Annotated in this window: 13 protein-coding genes; 6 read left to right on the top strand and 7 right to left on the bottom strand. The window is 36.2% G+C overall.

The window, feature by feature from the left end:
* Positions 1-39 precede the first annotated feature (39 nt).
* From I130_RS01555 to I130_RS01525, 7 genes are all read right to left on the bottom strand, one after another.
* The gene (locus tag I130_RS01555; protein ID WP_034918167.1) at positions 40-822 is read right to left on the bottom strand and encodes an enoyl-CoA hydratase/isomerase family protein; all 783 of its coding nucleotides are present in this window, start codon (positions 820-822) and stop codon (positions 40-42) included.
* Between the two features lie 208 nt (positions 823-1,030).
* Positions 1,031-2,494 (bottom strand): ATP-binding protein, encoded by a 1,464-nt coding sequence (locus tag I130_RS01550; protein ID WP_034918163.1) that lies wholly within the window; start codon positions 2,492-2,494, stop codon positions 1,031-1,033.
* A gap of 47 nt (positions 2,495-2,541) precedes the next feature.
* Positions 2,542-3,090, bottom strand: a complete 549-nt coding sequence (locus I130_RS01545; RefSeq protein WP_034918159.1) for a CopD family protein — start codon at positions 3,088-3,090, stop codon at positions 2,542-2,544.
* Between the two features lie 5 nt (positions 3,091-3,095).
* The gene (locus I130_RS01540) at positions 3,096-6,224 is read right to left on the bottom strand and encodes a VPS10 domain-containing protein (RefSeq protein ID WP_034918156.1); all 3,129 of its coding nucleotides are present in this window, start codon (positions 6,222-6,224) and stop codon (positions 3,096-3,098) included.
* A gap of 56 nt (positions 6,225-6,280) precedes the next feature.
* Positions 6,281-7,645, bottom strand: coding sequence for an MATE family efflux transporter (locus tag I130_RS01535; protein WP_034918153.1), 1,365 nt, complete (start codon positions 7,643-7,645; stop codon positions 6,281-6,283).
* Positions 7,645-8,679 carry a ferrochelatase gene (gene hemH / locus I130_RS01530; protein ID WP_034918149.1) on the bottom strand — a complete coding sequence of 345 codons (1,035 nt, stop codon included), beginning with the start codon at positions 8,677-8,679 and terminating at the stop codon, positions 7,645-7,647. The genes I130_RS01535 and hemH overlap by 1 nt, the downstream gene beginning before the upstream one ends.
* Before the next feature lie 110 nt (positions 8,680-8,789).
* The gene (locus I130_RS01525) at positions 8,790-9,695 is read right to left on the bottom strand and encodes an AraC family transcriptional regulator (protein WP_034918147.1); all 906 of its coding nucleotides are present in this window, start codon (positions 9,693-9,695) and stop codon (positions 8,790-8,792) included.
* A 199-nt stretch (positions 9,696-9,894) separates the two neighbouring features.
* On the opposite strand from I130_RS01525, the gene hemA reads away from it, so the two are divergent.
* From hemA to hemF, 6 genes are read left to right on the top strand one after another with little or no spacing between them, the layout of a single operon-like run.
* Positions 9,895-11,148: a glutamyl-tRNA reductase gene (gene hemA / locus I130_RS01520; protein ID WP_034918142.1), complete on the top strand. Its 1,254-nt coding sequence runs from the start codon at positions 9,895-9,897 to the stop codon at positions 11,146-11,148.
* On the top strand, positions 11,148-12,059 hold the full coding sequence (gene hemC, locus I130_RS01515; RefSeq protein WP_034918139.1) for a hydroxymethylbilane synthase: 912 nt from the start codon (positions 11,148-11,150) through the stop codon (positions 12,057-12,059). Before hemA ends, hemC begins: the two co-directional genes overlap by 1 nt.
* 5 nt (positions 12,060-12,064) lie before the next feature.
* Positions 12,065-12,727 (top strand): uroporphyrinogen-III synthase, encoded by a 663-nt coding sequence (locus tag I130_RS01510; protein WP_034918136.1) that lies wholly within the window; start codon positions 12,065-12,067, stop codon positions 12,725-12,727.
* Positions 12,724-13,749: a uroporphyrinogen decarboxylase gene (gene hemE, locus I130_RS01505; RefSeq protein WP_034918132.1), complete on the top strand. Its 1,026-nt coding sequence runs from the start codon at positions 12,724-12,726 to the stop codon at positions 13,747-13,749. Before I130_RS01510 ends, hemE begins: the two co-directional genes overlap by 4 nt.
* Positions 13,750-13,755: 6 nt before the next feature.
* On the top strand, positions 13,756-14,151 hold the full coding sequence (locus I130_RS01500; protein ID WP_034918127.1) for a hypothetical protein: 396 nt from the start codon (positions 13,756-13,758) through the stop codon (positions 14,149-14,151).
* A 6-nt stretch (positions 14,152-14,157) separates the two neighbouring features.
* A complete protein-coding gene (gene hemF, locus I130_RS01495) occupies positions 14,158-15,060 on the top strand; it encodes an oxygen-dependent coproporphyrinogen oxidase (protein ID WP_034918125.1) in 903 nt (300 codons plus the stop codon).
* Positions 15,061-15,197 lie beyond the last annotated feature (137 nt).

The raw sequence follows: 15,197 nt of genomic DNA, 5'->3' as shown, positions 1-15,197 counted from the left end.
TCGTTGGAGATAAAAGTTTATTAAAACCTCAACAATAGATTAATTCCCCGGGAAATCTGCTTTACGTTTGTTTAAAAACGCAGAGGTTCCTTCTTTAAAGTCGGCAGTTCCAAAGCAGGCTCCAAACTCATTTATTTCAGTTTCAAAACCATTTACTCCAGTTTCAAAATTTGCATTTACTGCTTTGATGGCAGAACTAATGGCAACCAATGAATTTCGCATGATCTTACCAGCTAGTTTTTCAGCAAAATCAATTAATTCTTCCTGAGAAACCACGTGATTTACTAAATTGTGCTGCAAAGCCTGCTTAGCATCAATCATTCCCGCAGTCATAATCATCTCCATAGCACGTCCTTTCCCTACTAATTGAGGTAAACGCTGCGTACCTCCATAACCTGGAACTAAGCCAAGAGAAACTTCAGGAAGCCCCATTTTTGCATTATCACTAGCAACTCTAAAGTGAGCCGCCATAGCAAGTTCTAGTCCGCCACCGAGTGCAAAACCATTTACGGCAGCAATTACTGGCTTAGAGAAATTAGCAACAAAATCGAATAATTTAGCCTGACCTTCAGCGGCAAGTTCTTTTCCTTCTTTCGGAGAAAAATCTGAAAATTCACTAATATCTGCTCCGGCAACGAAAGCTTTTTCGCCACTCCCTGTTAATATGATCACTTTTACATCTTCATCTTCATTTGCATCATCAAAAGCAACGTGTAATTCTTCAATAGTAGCCTTGTTTAAAGCATTTAACTTCGTAGGTCTATCTATTGTAATTTGAAGGATTCCTTCATTATTTTCAACTAAAATATTTTCAAAATTCATTTTATATGTTTTTAGATATTTATAACTTTCTAATTAATTTCTATCAGCATTAATTTTAAATGTCATATTGAGAACTAAGGATATGAATTTAGACCCTGAAACAAGTTCAGGATGACGGTGTTGTTTTCTAAAATTGTCGTCATGCTGTTCCGATAGCTATCGGAATCGTTTCAGCATCTCATTAAATACACTAGTATTATGCCATTTTTCAAATCGCTTGCTTCGGAAACTTCACGGTAAAGATAGTGCCTTTCTCTTTTTCTGAAATAAAAGTGATTTCACCCTGATAAGTTTCTACTATATTCTTAACCATTGCAAGTCCTAGTCCCATTCCGCTAGATTTGGTGGTGAATTTAGGCTCAAATACTTTTTCTTTATCCTCTGATGAAATTCCTATTCCATTATCTGAAACACGAATAATTACCATCAAATCATCTTCAGACACTTCTACCATAATTTTTGCATTCACTTCCTCCTGCAAAGCTTGAGTGGCATTTTTAACCAAATTAGTAACCACTCTAATCAGCTGTGTCCGATCAAATTTGGCTAAAATCTCTTCTTTTTCTGAATGAAAAACTATATAATTTTCATTAAAAATATCCAACGCCAGCTTAACGATCTTTGGAACATTCAGGATCTCATTTTGTTGTGCCGGCATTTTCGCGAAATTCGAGAAAGCAGAAGCTATCGCACTCATAGTATCAATTTGATGAATAAGAGTATCTGTATATTCATCTACTTTATGATGCACATCTGGATCTTCAGGATCAAATTTTCTTTGGAAACTTTGCACAGTTAAGCGCATTGGCGTTAAAGGGTTTTTAATTTCGTGTGCCACTTGTTTTGCCATTTCCCGCCAGGCTTGTTCCCGTTCTCCTGTAGCAAGTTTAACCGCACTTTCCTCCAGCTCATCTATCATGCTATTATAAGCAGAGACCAGCGCGTAAATTTCTTCAGAAGCATTATCTATTTGTATTTTCTGAAGGCGTTTGTCTAAGCGGGTCTCAATGATCTTTTGGGAGACAATTTTTAGGGATTTAGTGATGTATTTAGAGAGAAAATAAGACATTAAAATTGCAATAAGAAACATAAAAAGGTAAACCTCTCCTAATTTCACCAAAAAATCATTTAAATCTTTCTGAAGAAGATCATCATCCTGTAAATATGGAAGATATAAAATAGCCAAGGGCTTAAATTTATTGTCTGTGATATACGTATAAGACGACTGAAATTTCTGTCCATTTACTTGAGACCGCTGTAAATATCTCTTACTCCTCGAATTCTCCAATTCCTTAATTATATGCTTAGGAATTTGCACATTAGTAGTATCCCTAAAAAAAGATTCGTTAGATTTTATAAGTAGTTTCCCATTAAGATCGTACACATTAAGCTGCATATCATGAACTTGTGAGATCTCATAGATTTTATTGTTTTGCTGAAGTATTACAGGCATATTCTCTGTACTTACCAAATGAGTAGTTCCTTCTAAAACAAATTTTATATTTTCACGAATTGCCTGTTCTTTTCTCTCAAGACGTTCCCGGTGATAATCTTCAGACTCCTGTTTATATTGAAAAACAGTTACTCCAGCAATAAGAATGGAAGCTCCTAAAACCAATAACATCATAGAGATGAAAATTCGGTTTCTTAAAGATAATTTTAAAAGCTTCATAAAGTATTTTGCGTAGTTATTCTCAAATAATCAATTATCACACCATCTTAAGCATCTGAATTCTTAGAACGAATTCGCTTGTATATTTTTATCACAAGCATCAACATGGCCGCTAACAAAAATATTCCCAGCACTCCATAAATCCAATTTATTGCATCACGAACGATCACCAAAAAGATCACTGAAAATAAGATCAAAGTAGTTCCCTCATTCCATAAACGCATCTGGTTAGAAGTCCATTTTATAATATCGCTCTGCATCTCTTTAAATATGAGATGACATTTAAAATGATAGGCATACAAGAGCACCACAAATCCCAATTTTACTTGCATCCAATCCTGTTCAACCCAAACAGGCATTAAATAAAGCATCCAAAATGCGAAAATACTTGCTAAAATTGCTGAAGGCCAAGTGATAATATACCAAAGCCTTTTAGTCATTAACTTTAGCTGCGTTGTTAAAATGGAGCATTCTGGTTCCTGCTTTGCTGCAGCCTCAATATGATATACAAAAAGTCGCGGAATATAGAATAGTCCCGCAAACCAGGTAATTATAAATATTAAATGAAGAGATTTAATGTAATTGTAATATTCCATTGATCTTATTGAGCATCCAAAAATAAATAATTAAGATTCTTCGCGTTGAATTGTCTGTTGAAATCTTCAATTTCTTTATCTATCAACAAATTGAAAGCACTTAATTCCTTTTTTATTTCTGAAGTTAATTCGTTTTTAACAGCAATATCTTGATCTGTTGGAGGGAAATCGTCCATCCCGACCAATGAATTTAAATGTGCTAGTTTATTGGTAAGCTTGATAGGGAAATTCAAAGGATCTTGTCCACTTTTATTTTGTGTTTGGTATAAAGCTTTTTCAATCTCTCCAAAACGATCTTCCATTTCTTTAGCTTTTTCAACCAGATCCTTCACCTCAGCCTTGCCTTTGTATTGCGTTTGAAATGAATTTAATTGAGCTGTGATCTTTCTAATCTTCTTAATAGATTTATGAGCTTCGTCTACCGTAGTGTTTACATCTGTTATAAAATCATATTGTTCCTTAAGTCCTGTAGCATCTGATTCAGCATTTGGGTTTGCAAGCACAGTAAAAGTCCTACGCTGTTTCTCCCCATTTACATTCAATTCTACCGAGTATTCTCCTGGAAGAATTCTTGGTCCTTCAAGGTCTGCCCACCACAAGATCATTCCGTCTAGTTTTTCTGCTCCTTTTTGATACATGTCCCAAACAAACATATTTGAACCCTTCTCTAGTACTAGTTTATCCTCTTTAGATTGGTTTCCAAAGGATTTTAAAGTGTCATTAGCCTGATTAAAATAGGTGAGATGAATAGTATCCTGCTTATCATCGAGCTCTTTAATATTGAAATAAGTTACAACACCATTAGGATGATTTGTTCCATCGGTCTTAGAATTACTTCTGCTTCCTCCACCAATTCTATAGGTTGGTTTAGGCTGAAACAAAAATGACTCTGTTTTACTCGTTGAAGCGTCTTTATTTTGATGTAATACGCTTAAATCATCCAAGATCCAGATACTTCTTCCTTGAGTTGCCACAATTAGATTACCCTCTTTTATTGCTAGATCTGTAATAGGAACAATAGGCAAATTCAACTGAAACGCTTTCCAGTTGGCTCCTTGATCAAAAGAAATATATATTCCCTCTTCTGTCCCTGCATATAATATATTCTTGTTAGTTGGATCTTCACGAATCACTCTTGTAAAATGCTCGGTTCCAATTCCGGTTGTAATCTTGATCCAGCTTTTACCAAAATCTATAGTTTTGTAAAGATAAGGTGCAAAATCTCCAGATTTATAGCTTGTTGCGGCAATAAATGCTGTTCCCGCATCATGATCACTTGTTTCTAAGGAATTTATTTGCGTCCATTTAGGAAGACCTTTTGGAGTTACATTTTCCCAATTCTTACCTCCATCTTTTGTGACATGTACTAATCCATCATCACTACCAACCCAGATAAGTCCTTCTTGAAGCGAAGATTCTTCCGCAGCAAAAATGGTCCCATAATATTCTACACCGGTGTTATCTTGAGTAATCGGGCCACCACTGGAACCGAGTTTTGTTGAATCATTTCTAGTAAGGTCTTCACTAATGGTTTCCCAGGACTGCCCTTCGTTTGTAGTGACATGAACATGATTAGAGAAGGTATATAATTTATTAGGATCATGCTTAGAAAAGATAATTGGAAAATTCCATTGGAATCTATATTTCATATCCTCTGCGCCATGACCCATTGGATTATCAGGCCACACATTAATGGCGCGTTGGGTATTCTTTTCGTGGTTAACTCGAGTTAGAAAACCGCCATAACTTCCTCCATAAACAATATTATCATTTTCTGGATCTACTGCGATATGCGCAGATTCTCCTCCCGCAGTTTCCTCCCAATTTTCTTCAGAAATAGTATAATCTGTACTTCTGTGATCTATTCTTATAGTTGAATTATCCTGTTGTGCCGCATAAATCCTGTAGGGAAAATGATTGTCTGTAGTAAGTCTATAGAATTGCCCTGTTGGTTGATTGTGATAGGTGCTCCATGTCTCTCCACCATCATATGTTACTTGCGCACCTCCGTCGTCTCCCATAATAATTCTATCTGGGTTTTCTGGCGCTATCCACATATCATGATGATCTCCATGTGGTGCTCTTGCTGAAGTAAAGTTCTCTCCCCCATCTTTAGATTTATGATAAGATACATTCACAACATATACCACATCTTCATCTTTTGGATCGGCGTAGATCCTTGTATAATACCAAGCACGTTGTCTTAATTCTCTATCGCTATTTATATTTTTCCAGGTTTCACCAGCATCTTCACTTCTATAAACTCCTCCCTTATCTTTATTTTCAACAATTGCCCACACTCTATTAGAATTCACTGGAGATACTGTTATTCCCATAATTCCCAGCGTGTCCTGTGGGAAGCCCTTATTTTTAGAAATCTCTTTCCAAGTTTCCCCACTATCTGTACTTTTCCAAAGTGCCGATCCTTCACCACCACTACTTAAACTATAAGGTGTGCGTTGTACTCTCCAAGTAGAAGCATATAATATTCTCGGGTTGTTAGGATCCATAATAAGATCTACTGCTCCAGCTTGGTCATTTACGAAAAGTGTCTTTTTCCAAGTTGTCCCGCCATCTATACTTTTATAAACTCCCCGTTCCTCAGTTGGCTTATAGATGTTTCCCAAAACCGCAGCATAAACGATCTCTGGATTTGTAGGATGAATAGAGATTCTTGGAATATGTCTACTATTTTCTAAACCTTTAGATTCCCAAGTTTTTCCTGCATCTACAGATTTCCAGATACCTGAACCAGAAGAAACATTACCCCTTAAAGTCTTTTCACCACCTCCCGCAAAGATTATATTATGATCACTATTTGCAACACTTATTGCTCCTATACTTCCTCCAAAAAAACCGTCTGAAATATTCTCCCATGTTCTTGCGCCATCTGTAGAACGCCAAATTCCACCACCAGTAGATCCAAAATAGAATAAATTAGGTTCGCCAGGAACCCCAGTAACTGCTGCAGATCTTCCACCTCTAAATGGACCGATCAATCTAAATTTCAAAGCAGCATAGGCTTCTTGATCTATTTCTGTAGCTACAGATTTTTTCTTTCGCTGTGCGTTGGTTTCAGTATAAATTCCGAAGAAAAAAAAGAGAATGAAAAGTTTAAGTAGTATTGCTTTCATTTAAAAATTGGTTGAATCAGATGGCTGATATATTAGAATTTTAAATATACCAATTTCTAGGTAACCTTTTCAGAAAGTGAGGGCTTTAACCGCAACCTGATTTCTCTGTTCAAAAAATAGGCGGTAACGAGGGTAGAAAGAACGTCGGCCAAGGGAAATGAGATCCAAACTCCTATCTCTCCATAGTACATTGGTAAGATGAGGACTAACGGAATAAAGAAAAAACCTTGCCTCGAGAGTGTGAGCAATAAGGCTGGAATAGCTTTTCCTATAGCTTGAAAATATGCTGAACCTATAAGCTGTAAAGCAATAATTGGAGTAGCGGCAAATACCCAACGCATAGCACTTGGTGTATCTCTCACCACATTTGGATTATCTGTAAATATGCGGACAATATCTTCTGAAAAAGTCATGATCCCTGAAAACACCAATAAACCTAATACTGAAGCATATAAAATGGCGGTGTTGATAGTTTTTCTAACCCGGTCCCAATTACCAGCGCCAAAATTAAAGCCTGCAATTGGAAGAAATCCTTGAGTGACTCCTAAAACCGGGAAGAGTGCGAACATGAGCATCCTTCCTATAATTGCATAAACCGTAACCGAATCTTCGCCCCCTAACTCGAAAAGGATGTTGTTCATTAATAAATAGGTAATGCTCACAACGGCTTGTCTTGCCAAGGTTACAAAACCTAAAGATGATATTTCTGAAAGTACAGGTAGATTAAAACCAAAATGTGACCAATTAATCTTTAATTCAGAGTTTTTAGATAGAAAGAACCAAACTACATAAGCAAAACAGAAAAAATAAGAAACACTGGTTGCAATGGCTGCTCCCAACATACCCATATCTAATATATTTATTAAAATATAATCTAAGATGAGGTTAAAAACGGAAGGAATGATCATTGCGATCATCGCAAATTTGGGTTTCCCTTCTGCTCTAATCACATTATTCCCCATCATACAAAGCGCTAAGAAAGGCACTCCATATAGAACTACGGTATAATAGATTTTGGCGGGATCAAAGATGTCTCCTTTCCCCCCAAAGGCAGGAATAATGGAATCCATAAAAGTTAATCCAACCAGAACTAAGGCTATACTTAAAATTAAAGTAAGACTAATCTGATTCCCAAAGGTTTTTAAGGCTTTTTTATTATCTCCTGCTCCCAAGGCTCGGGAGATGATGGAAGAACCACCAATCCCTATCGCCATACCAAGAGCTGCAATAAAGAAAGAAACGGGTAACACAACATTAATGGCTGCAATTGCTATAGAACCAATCCAGTTTCCAACAAATATAGTATCTACAAGAATGTTCAAAGACATTACCAAAATCCCGATGGAAGCTGGTAATGCCTGTTTTATTAGAAGTCTCCAAATAGGATCTTTACCTAAAGCCGCTGAATTTACATGAGCCATTATGCTTCAACAGGGTTGGAAAATGCCCATTCATCTACCCACCTGGAAAGTACCTTTACCCAATCTTCGCGAGTATTCAGACAAGGAACAACGGTAAATTTTTTACCTCCAACTTCGTGGAAGATCTCTTCACCTTCCATTGCAATTTCTTCTAAAGTTTCTAAACAATCACTTACAAAAGCTGGCGTCACAATAGCTAAATTCTTCATGCCTTGCTTTCCAAATCTTTCTATGGTTCTATCTGTATAAGGTTGCAACCATGGATCAAAACCTAATCTGGATTGGAAAGAAACGCTATAAGTATTTTCTTTTAGCTGAAGATATTCTGCAACCAACCTTGTGGTTTCAAAACATTGGTGCCTATAGCAATATTGATGTGCTGGTGATGCAGTTTTGCAGCAAGAGCCATCTATCTGGCAGTGAGATTTAGTTATATCGCTTTTACGAATATGTCTTTCTGGAACTCCGTGATAAGAAAATAAAATATGTTGATATTCTACATCTTTCAATTTTTCCTGAACGCTATTAGCAAGAACCCGAATATAATCTGGATGATTGTAAAATGCGGGAACAGATGTAAACTGCATATTCGGGAAAAATTCTTTTCTTAATTCTTCAGCCAATACCAAAATAGTTTCAGTAGTGGCCATTGCAAATTGTGGATACAATGGGAAAATTAAAACCTCATCTACACCTTGATCATGTAATTCCTGAAGTCCGGATTTTATGTTTGGTGTACCGTAACGCATTGCCAAGACAATAGGAACAGAGGTGTTTTCATCTATCTTATCTTTTAAACGTTCAGATAAAACAATTAACGGTGAACCTTCATCCCACCAAATTTTTTGATATGCAGCGGCAGATTGTTTAGGACGTGTGTTTAAAACTATCCCTTTAACAAGCAAGGTTCTTGCCCATAATGGAACGTCTATAACACGTTCGTCCATCAAAAATTCCCCTAAATATTTTTTTACATCTTTTGGATCGGTGCTATCTGGAGAACCCAGATTTACTAGAAGTACGCCTTTACTCATGTTTGTTCGTTTTCAGCAATTTTTTCAGAAATAAAATTACAATTATTAAACTTTATGCAACCAATACTTTGGTTGTTTTGATAAATGTGATCATTAGAAAAATCAATACATTAAGAATTGTTTGGGAGCACTAAAGACATTACATACTTTTTAGGAGTGGTGCCAAATTTCTTTTTAAATGCAGCAATAAAATGACTTGCTGTGCTATAACCCACTTTTAAACCAACTTCATTTACATTATATTCTCCAGAATCCAATAATTTTCTAGCATATTCCATCTTATAATCGAATAGGAAACTATAAACAGAATCTCCATAGATCTGTTTGAAGCCTTCTTTCAGTTTTTTTAAGCTTAATCCAATTTCTGTAGAAAGCTCCTGAAGCGAAGGTGGCTCTGCCATATGAGCGATTACAATATCCTTAGCTCTTCTAATCTTCATCACATTTTCTTCGTCTACTAAGAAAGGGCATTGTTCTACACTATTATCTCCCGTTCTATTAAAATACAAACTCAACAGCTCATATGCCTTGGCTTTAAAGTAAAGCGATTTTATGGAGGGCATTAAATTGAAGTTCATCAACTGATTTAGCACAATGGCCATAGAAGGAGTAATATCTCCATCTTTATAATATTTTTTATCGCTATTCTCGTCACTTAAAAACGGAATATAACTGGCTTCCTGAGAAAACATCGAGTGAAATTTCTTAATGGAGATCACTAACGAGATTAACCAAGACTTTGGATGCAGATCTAAATTTAGAGGCAAATCGCGTTGAGGATTGTATAGAAGCAACGAATATTCCTCTTTTAAAGGCAATTCATAGCTGCTATTATTAAATAGAAATTTCCCGTCTCCCTTTACACAAAAATGAAATTGAATGTAGGTACTGTCTATTTCTCTGCTAATTCTTTGTGGCTGATTTTCTTCATTTTGGAACTTTAAAATATAGAAACCATCTTCAATTTTGGTTTCATCTACAAACCCTTCAGCGATGTTTTTTTCTTCAGAAATCATAAGAAATTTTGGTTTTTATTTAGAATCAGTCTAAACTAAATATTCTATAACATTTGAAATCACTACAAATTTAGAGTATTTGCATCAATTAGCGATACATCCAACTATAAATCCCATCAAGCGACATATTTAGTACTTTGAGCGTTACTTTTTAAATAAGCTATCATTTACCTTTGCCATCGAATACCTAATTAGGTTCATGGAAAATTATCATATCTCTCGCGGGAAACACTTTTATACAATTGGATTAAGCTATAAAAAAGCCGATGCCGACATTAGAGGACATTTCAGCCTTACGGAAGAAGGAAAATTAAATTTACTGCAACAAGCCAAGATAGAAGGCATAGACGGTCTCATCGTTACTTCTACTTGTAACCGTACAGAATTGTATGGTTTTGCACAACACCCATATCAACTAATCAAATTACTTTGTGAACATACTCACGGTACTGTGGAGGAGTTCGAAAAAGTAGCTTTTGTTTATAAAAACAGAGAAGCTATCTCACATATGTTTAAAGTGGGAACCGGTTTAGACAGTCAAATCCTTGGTGATTTTGAAATTATAAGTCAGCTAAAGCTTGCCTTTATAGCATCTAAAAAGATTGGCATTGCTAATCCTTTTATGGAACGTCTTATAAATTCTGTTATTCAAGCAAGCAAACGAATTAAGAACGAAACACAGCTTTCTAGCGGTGCTACTTCCGTGAGTTTTGCTTCAGTTCAATATGTTTTAAATGAAGTTGAAAATGTTACCGATAAAAATATTCTTTTATTCGGAACAGGAAAAATAGGTAGGAATACTTGCGAAAATTTGGTGAAACATTCCAAAAACAGTCATATTACTCTTATCAACAGAACGAAGAATAAAGCCGAAAAGATTGCCGGAAAATTCAATTTACAAGTAAAAGATTACGCCGATCTTCAATCGGAAATTCGCCAGACAGATATTCTAGTGGTGGCAACAGGAGCTCAAAACCCTACCATATCTAGGGAATTGATCTATGCTAAAAAGAAATTGCTAATCTTAGATCTTTCTATACCTAAAAATGTGTCAGAAGATGTTATTGGGATGGAAAATGTGACGGTGGTTCATTTAGATCAACTTTCACAAATGACCGATGCTACTTTGGAAAGAAGAAAGGAATTTATTCCGCAGGCACAAGAGATTATTAAAGAAGTTGAAGGCGATTTCAATAAATGGCTGGAAATGCGAAAATTTGCACCCACCATTAAAGCTTTGAAAAAGAAGTTGAGAACAATGAAAGATGCTGAACTGGATTTCCAAAGCAAAAAAATAGTCGATTTCAATAGTGAGCAAGCAGAAATTGTGAGCAATAGAATTATTCAAAAAATAATGAATCATTTTGCCAATCACCTTAAAGATGATTCTAACACCTCAGATGAAAGTTTGGAACTTATCCAAAAGGTCTTTCAACTTGAAGATTCCATATAATGAGTAAAGTTATTAGAATTGGTACCCGCGATAGTGAATTAGCACTTTGGCAGGCAAAGACCGTTCAAGCCGCGCTTGAAGAACTTGGTCACAAAACAGAATTACTTCCAGTAAAATCTACGGGCGATTTAAACTTAGATCAGCCATTATATGAAATGGGCATTACAGGGATTTTCACAAAAACTCTGGATGTTGCCATGCTTACTGGGAAAATTGATATTGCTGTACATTCTATGAAGGATGTACCAACGGCATTACCAAAAGGAATTGTAGAAGCTGCAGTTTTAAAGCGAGCAAATTCTAAAGACATACTTATCCATAAAGGGCTAGAATTTTTAAATTCTGAAGGAGTTATTGCTACAGGTAGCTTGAGAAGGAAAGCACAATGGTTAAACAAATATCCAACCCATAGTTCTGTAGATCTTAGAGGGAATGTAAATACCCGAATACAAAAATTAAAAGACAGTGATTGGAATGGAGCTATCTTCGCTGCTGCCGGCCTAGAGCGCATCCAATTAACCCCAGAAAACTCTCTAGATCTGGACTGGATGATACCAGCTCCAGCTCAAGGTGCCATGCTTGTAGTTGCTATGGAAAATGACATAGAAACGCGTGATATCTTAAAATCTCTGAATCATAGGGAATCAGAAATTTGTGTTCATATGGAACGGGAATTCTTGAAAATCTTAGAAGGAGGATGTACTGCTCCCATTGGAGCTTTGGCTAAAATAGAGGGAAATGAAATTTCTTTTAAAGGAGCCTTATTTAGTTTAGACGGAAAAAAACAAGTTTCCATAGAAAGAAGAATCGCGATTGAAGATGCTCCTGATTTCGGAAAAGAATGCGCCTTAAAAGTACTAAATAGTGGAGGTAGAGTGTTGATGGAAGGAATTAAAGAAGCCTTAAATTAACTAATATGGCTACCTTACTTTCCACAAAAATCCTTGCTGAAAATCAGAAACAATTGATTCTGAATTCCGGAATTGGCCTTGTGGAATATGATGCTATTAGCATTGGATTCGATAATTCTTCCCTGGACGCACCTATTCCCAGAAACCTAATTTTCACAAGTCAGAATGGCGTAAAAGGTTTCTTCACTCAATATCCAGAATTTCAAACCCGTGAGCTAAATATTTTTTGTGTTGGTGATAAGACCAAACTCGAGATAGAAAAAAACGGATATTCTGTAGTTGCTTCAGCAGATTCCAGTAAAGAATTAGCTCTCAAGATCGTAAATGAATTCAGCGAAAAACAATTTCTTTATCTCTGCGGATCTAAACGACGAGAGGAGTTACCAAAGATATTGAATAATAAAAATATCGCCATTCAGGAATTAAAAGTATATACCACTAGTTTGAATCCTAAAAAATTCATTAGAAATTTTGATGGAGTACTGTTTTTCAGCCCAAGTGGTGTTCAAAGCTATTGCCAGGAAAATGACTTAAATTCCAGTATCGCTTTCTGTATTGGAGAAACCACTGCAGCAGAAGCTAAAAAACATACACAAAATATAATAATCGCAAATAAGCCTAGTATTGAAAATGTGATCGTACAGGCGGTTAAAAAATATAAGATATGATCAAGAACGACTTATTTTTAAGAGCATTAAAAGGAGAGACTGTTGATAGGCCACCAGTTTGGATGATGCGCCAGGCAGGAAGATACTTGCCAGATTTCATGAAATTGAAGGCGAAATATGATTTTTTTACTCGTTGTAGAACTCCGGAATTGGCTACAGAGATCACTGTAATGCCTATAAATCAAGTAGGTCCAGATGCCGCTATACTTTTTAGTGATATTCTTGTAATCCCACAAGCAATGAACATTGAAGTGGAGATGAGACCGGGTGTTGGGCCGTGGTTACCAAACCCTGTGCGTACTAGCAAAGATGTAGAGAATGTAATTGTACCTAATGTACATGAAGAGCTGGGCTATGTGATGGATGCCATTAAAATGACCAAGCAAGCGCTAAATGATGAGGTGCCGTTAATAGGTTTTGCTGGTTCTCCCTGGACTATTTTATGTTATACTGTACAAGGACAAGGTTCTAAGAATTTTGATATCGCAAAGAAATTTTGTTTTACAAATCCTATTGCTGCACATACCTTGCTTCAAAAAATAACAGATACCACTATTGCTTATTTAAAAGCAAAAGTTGCTGCTGGAGTAGATGCTGTTCAAATTTTCGATTCTTGGGGAGGAATGTTATCTCCAACAGATTATCAAACTTTTTCTTGGCAATATATGCAACAAATTATAGATGCTTTAAAGGATGAAACTCATGTAATCGCATTTGGAAAAGGTTGCTGGTTTGCTTTGGATGAAATGTCTAAATCTGGAGCTTCAGCTTTAGGAGTAGATTGGACTTGTTCTGCAAGGAATGCTCGATATTTGAGTGGAGGAAATATCACACTGCAAGGAAATTTTGATCCTTCTAGATTGTATTCGCCACCTGCAGAGATCAAGAAAATGGTTCATCAGATGATCGATGAATTCGGAAAAGACAGATATATTGTAAATCTAGGACACGGAATTTTACCAGATATTCCGGTTGAGAATGCACGTGCTTTTATAGATGCGGTAAAAGAATATTCTAAATAATTCATAATGCTTAATAAAGGATTAAAAGACGAAGAGAACCAGAAGATTAATGAGCTTGTTGGCAAATTGATAGACTTGGAATTTGTTCCTGAGTTTTATGAGAGTGAACAGAAATCGAAGGTAAATGGGCTTTTATTTGAACAGCTGGGTTTTGAAATTTCAGATTTGGAAACTTGGTCTTCTGAAGATTTGTTGATCAAATTGAAGCAATTGAATTTTGACTTTTCCAATTACGAACAATTTGGAGATTTTCTGTTAAAGATTATTCCTTTTGAAGATGAGCAATATGAATCGCATTTAGCAAAGAACACAATCGCCGTTTATGAAACAGCACAAATAGAGAGTAAAACATTTTCGTTTAGTTTAATGGAGAAATTAAATCAGGCAAAAGCATTAGAATAGTTTCGCATGAAAAACAAATTCTTTCAATATATACAACAACTTCAGGACACAATTACTTCTAAACTAGAAGAAGTTGATGGCTCCGTGAAATTCAAGGAAGATGTATGGGAACGCCCTGAGGGTGGTGGTGGAAGAACGAGAGTTATAGAGAACGGTGCCGTCTTCGAAAAAGGTGGTGTAAATATTTCTGAAGTTCATGGCCCACTTCCTCTCGCAATGCAACAATATTTTAAGGTAGGAGAAGTAGATTTTTTCGCTTGTGGCCTCAGTTTAGTGCTTCATCCGAAAAATCCGATGGTACCGACGGTTCATGCAAACTGGCGTTATTTTGAGATGTATGACAAGAGCGGATCCGTTATAGACAGTTGGTTTGGTGGCGGACAGGATCTTACTCCTTATTATTTGTTCGATGAAGATGCAATACATTTTCATGAGATCTGTAAAAAGGCTTGCGATGCACATCATCCAGATTTTTATGCTGAATACAAGCAAAAATGTGACGAATATTTCTGGAATTCGCATAGAGATGAAGCCCGCGGAATTGGAGGTTTGTTCTTCGATTATTGCAAAACTTCAGAAGAAATGAGCATGGAAGACTGGTTCAATTTTGTTAGCGAAGTGGGGAATAGCTTCTTAGCATCTTATGTTCCTATTACTGAAAAAAGAAAAGAATTGCCTTATTCTAAAGAACAGCGCGATTGGCAAGAGATTAGACGTGGGCGCTATGTAGAATTCAATTTAGTACATGATAAAGGCACTTTGTTCGGCTTAAAGACCAACGGCCGGATAGAAAGCATTTTAATGAGTTTACCACCACACGTGCAATGGGTATACGATCATTATCCAGAAGCTGGAAGTGAAGAAGAACGACTTTTAGAGGTGCTCGCACATCCAAAGGATTGGGTTTAAGATAAAATTTTATGTTATCCGTTTATTGTCATAGTAATTCTCTCCTCACCCTGAATTTAATTCAGGGTCTCAATTTATAAGATTCTGAAACAAGTTCAGAATGACGTCCTTTTTCTGTTTTAAATCAAAAAAAGCCT

The organism is Gillisia sp. CAL575 (assembly GCF_000403785.1).
In the GTDB taxonomy this organism is placed as follows: domain Bacteria; phylum Bacteroidota; class Bacteroidia; order Flavobacteriales; family Flavobacteriaceae; genus Gillisia.
Note: the sequence above shows the minus strand (reverse complement) of the source record. Positions and strands in the feature narration are given on the sequence as shown.

Excerpts from the sequence above, each read along its gene's own strand:
- I130_RS01555 (WP_034918167.1), bottom strand. The coding sequence starts at position 822 with ATGAATTTTGAAAATATTTTAGTTGAAAATAATGAAGGAATCCTTCAA.
- I130_RS01550 (WP_034918163.1), bottom strand. The coding sequence starts at position 2,494 with ATGAAGCTTTTAAAATTATCTTTAAGAAACCGAATTTTCATCTCTATG.
- I130_RS01545 (WP_034918159.1), bottom strand. The coding sequence starts at position 3,090 with ATGGAATATTACAATTACATTAAATCTCTTCATTTAATATTTATAATT.
- I130_RS01540 (WP_034918156.1), bottom strand. The coding sequence starts at position 6,224 with ATGAAAGCAATACTACTTAAACTTTTCATTCTCTTTTTTTTCTTCGGA.
- I130_RS01535 (WP_034918153.1), bottom strand. The coding sequence starts at position 7,645 with ATGGCTCATGTAAATTCAGCGGCTTTAGGTAAAGATCCTATTTGGAGA.
- hemH (WP_034918149.1), bottom strand. The coding sequence starts at position 8,679 with ATGAGTAAAGGCGTACTTCTAGTAAATCTGGGTTCTCCAGATAGCACC.
- I130_RS01525 (WP_034918147.1), bottom strand. The coding sequence starts at position 9,695 with ATGATTTCTGAAGAAAAAAACATCGCTGAAGGGTTTGTAGATGAAACC.
- hemA (WP_034918142.1), top strand. The coding sequence starts at position 9,895 with ATGGAAAATTATCATATCTCTCGCGGGAAACACTTTTATACAATTGGA.
- hemC (WP_034918139.1), top strand. The coding sequence starts at position 11,148 with ATGAGTAAAGTTATTAGAATTGGTACCCGCGATAGTGAATTAGCACTT.
- I130_RS01510 (WP_034918136.1), top strand. The coding sequence starts at position 12,065 with ATGGCTACCTTACTTTCCACAAAAATCCTTGCTGAAAATCAGAAACAA.
- hemE (WP_034918132.1), top strand. The coding sequence starts at position 12,724 with ATGATCAAGAACGACTTATTTTTAAGAGCATTAAAAGGAGAGACTGTT.
- I130_RS01500 (WP_034918127.1), top strand. The coding sequence starts at position 13,756 with ATGCTTAATAAAGGATTAAAAGACGAAGAGAACCAGAAGATTAATGAG.
- hemF (WP_034918125.1), top strand. The coding sequence starts at position 14,158 with ATGAAAAACAAATTCTTTCAATATATACAACAACTTCAGGACACAATT.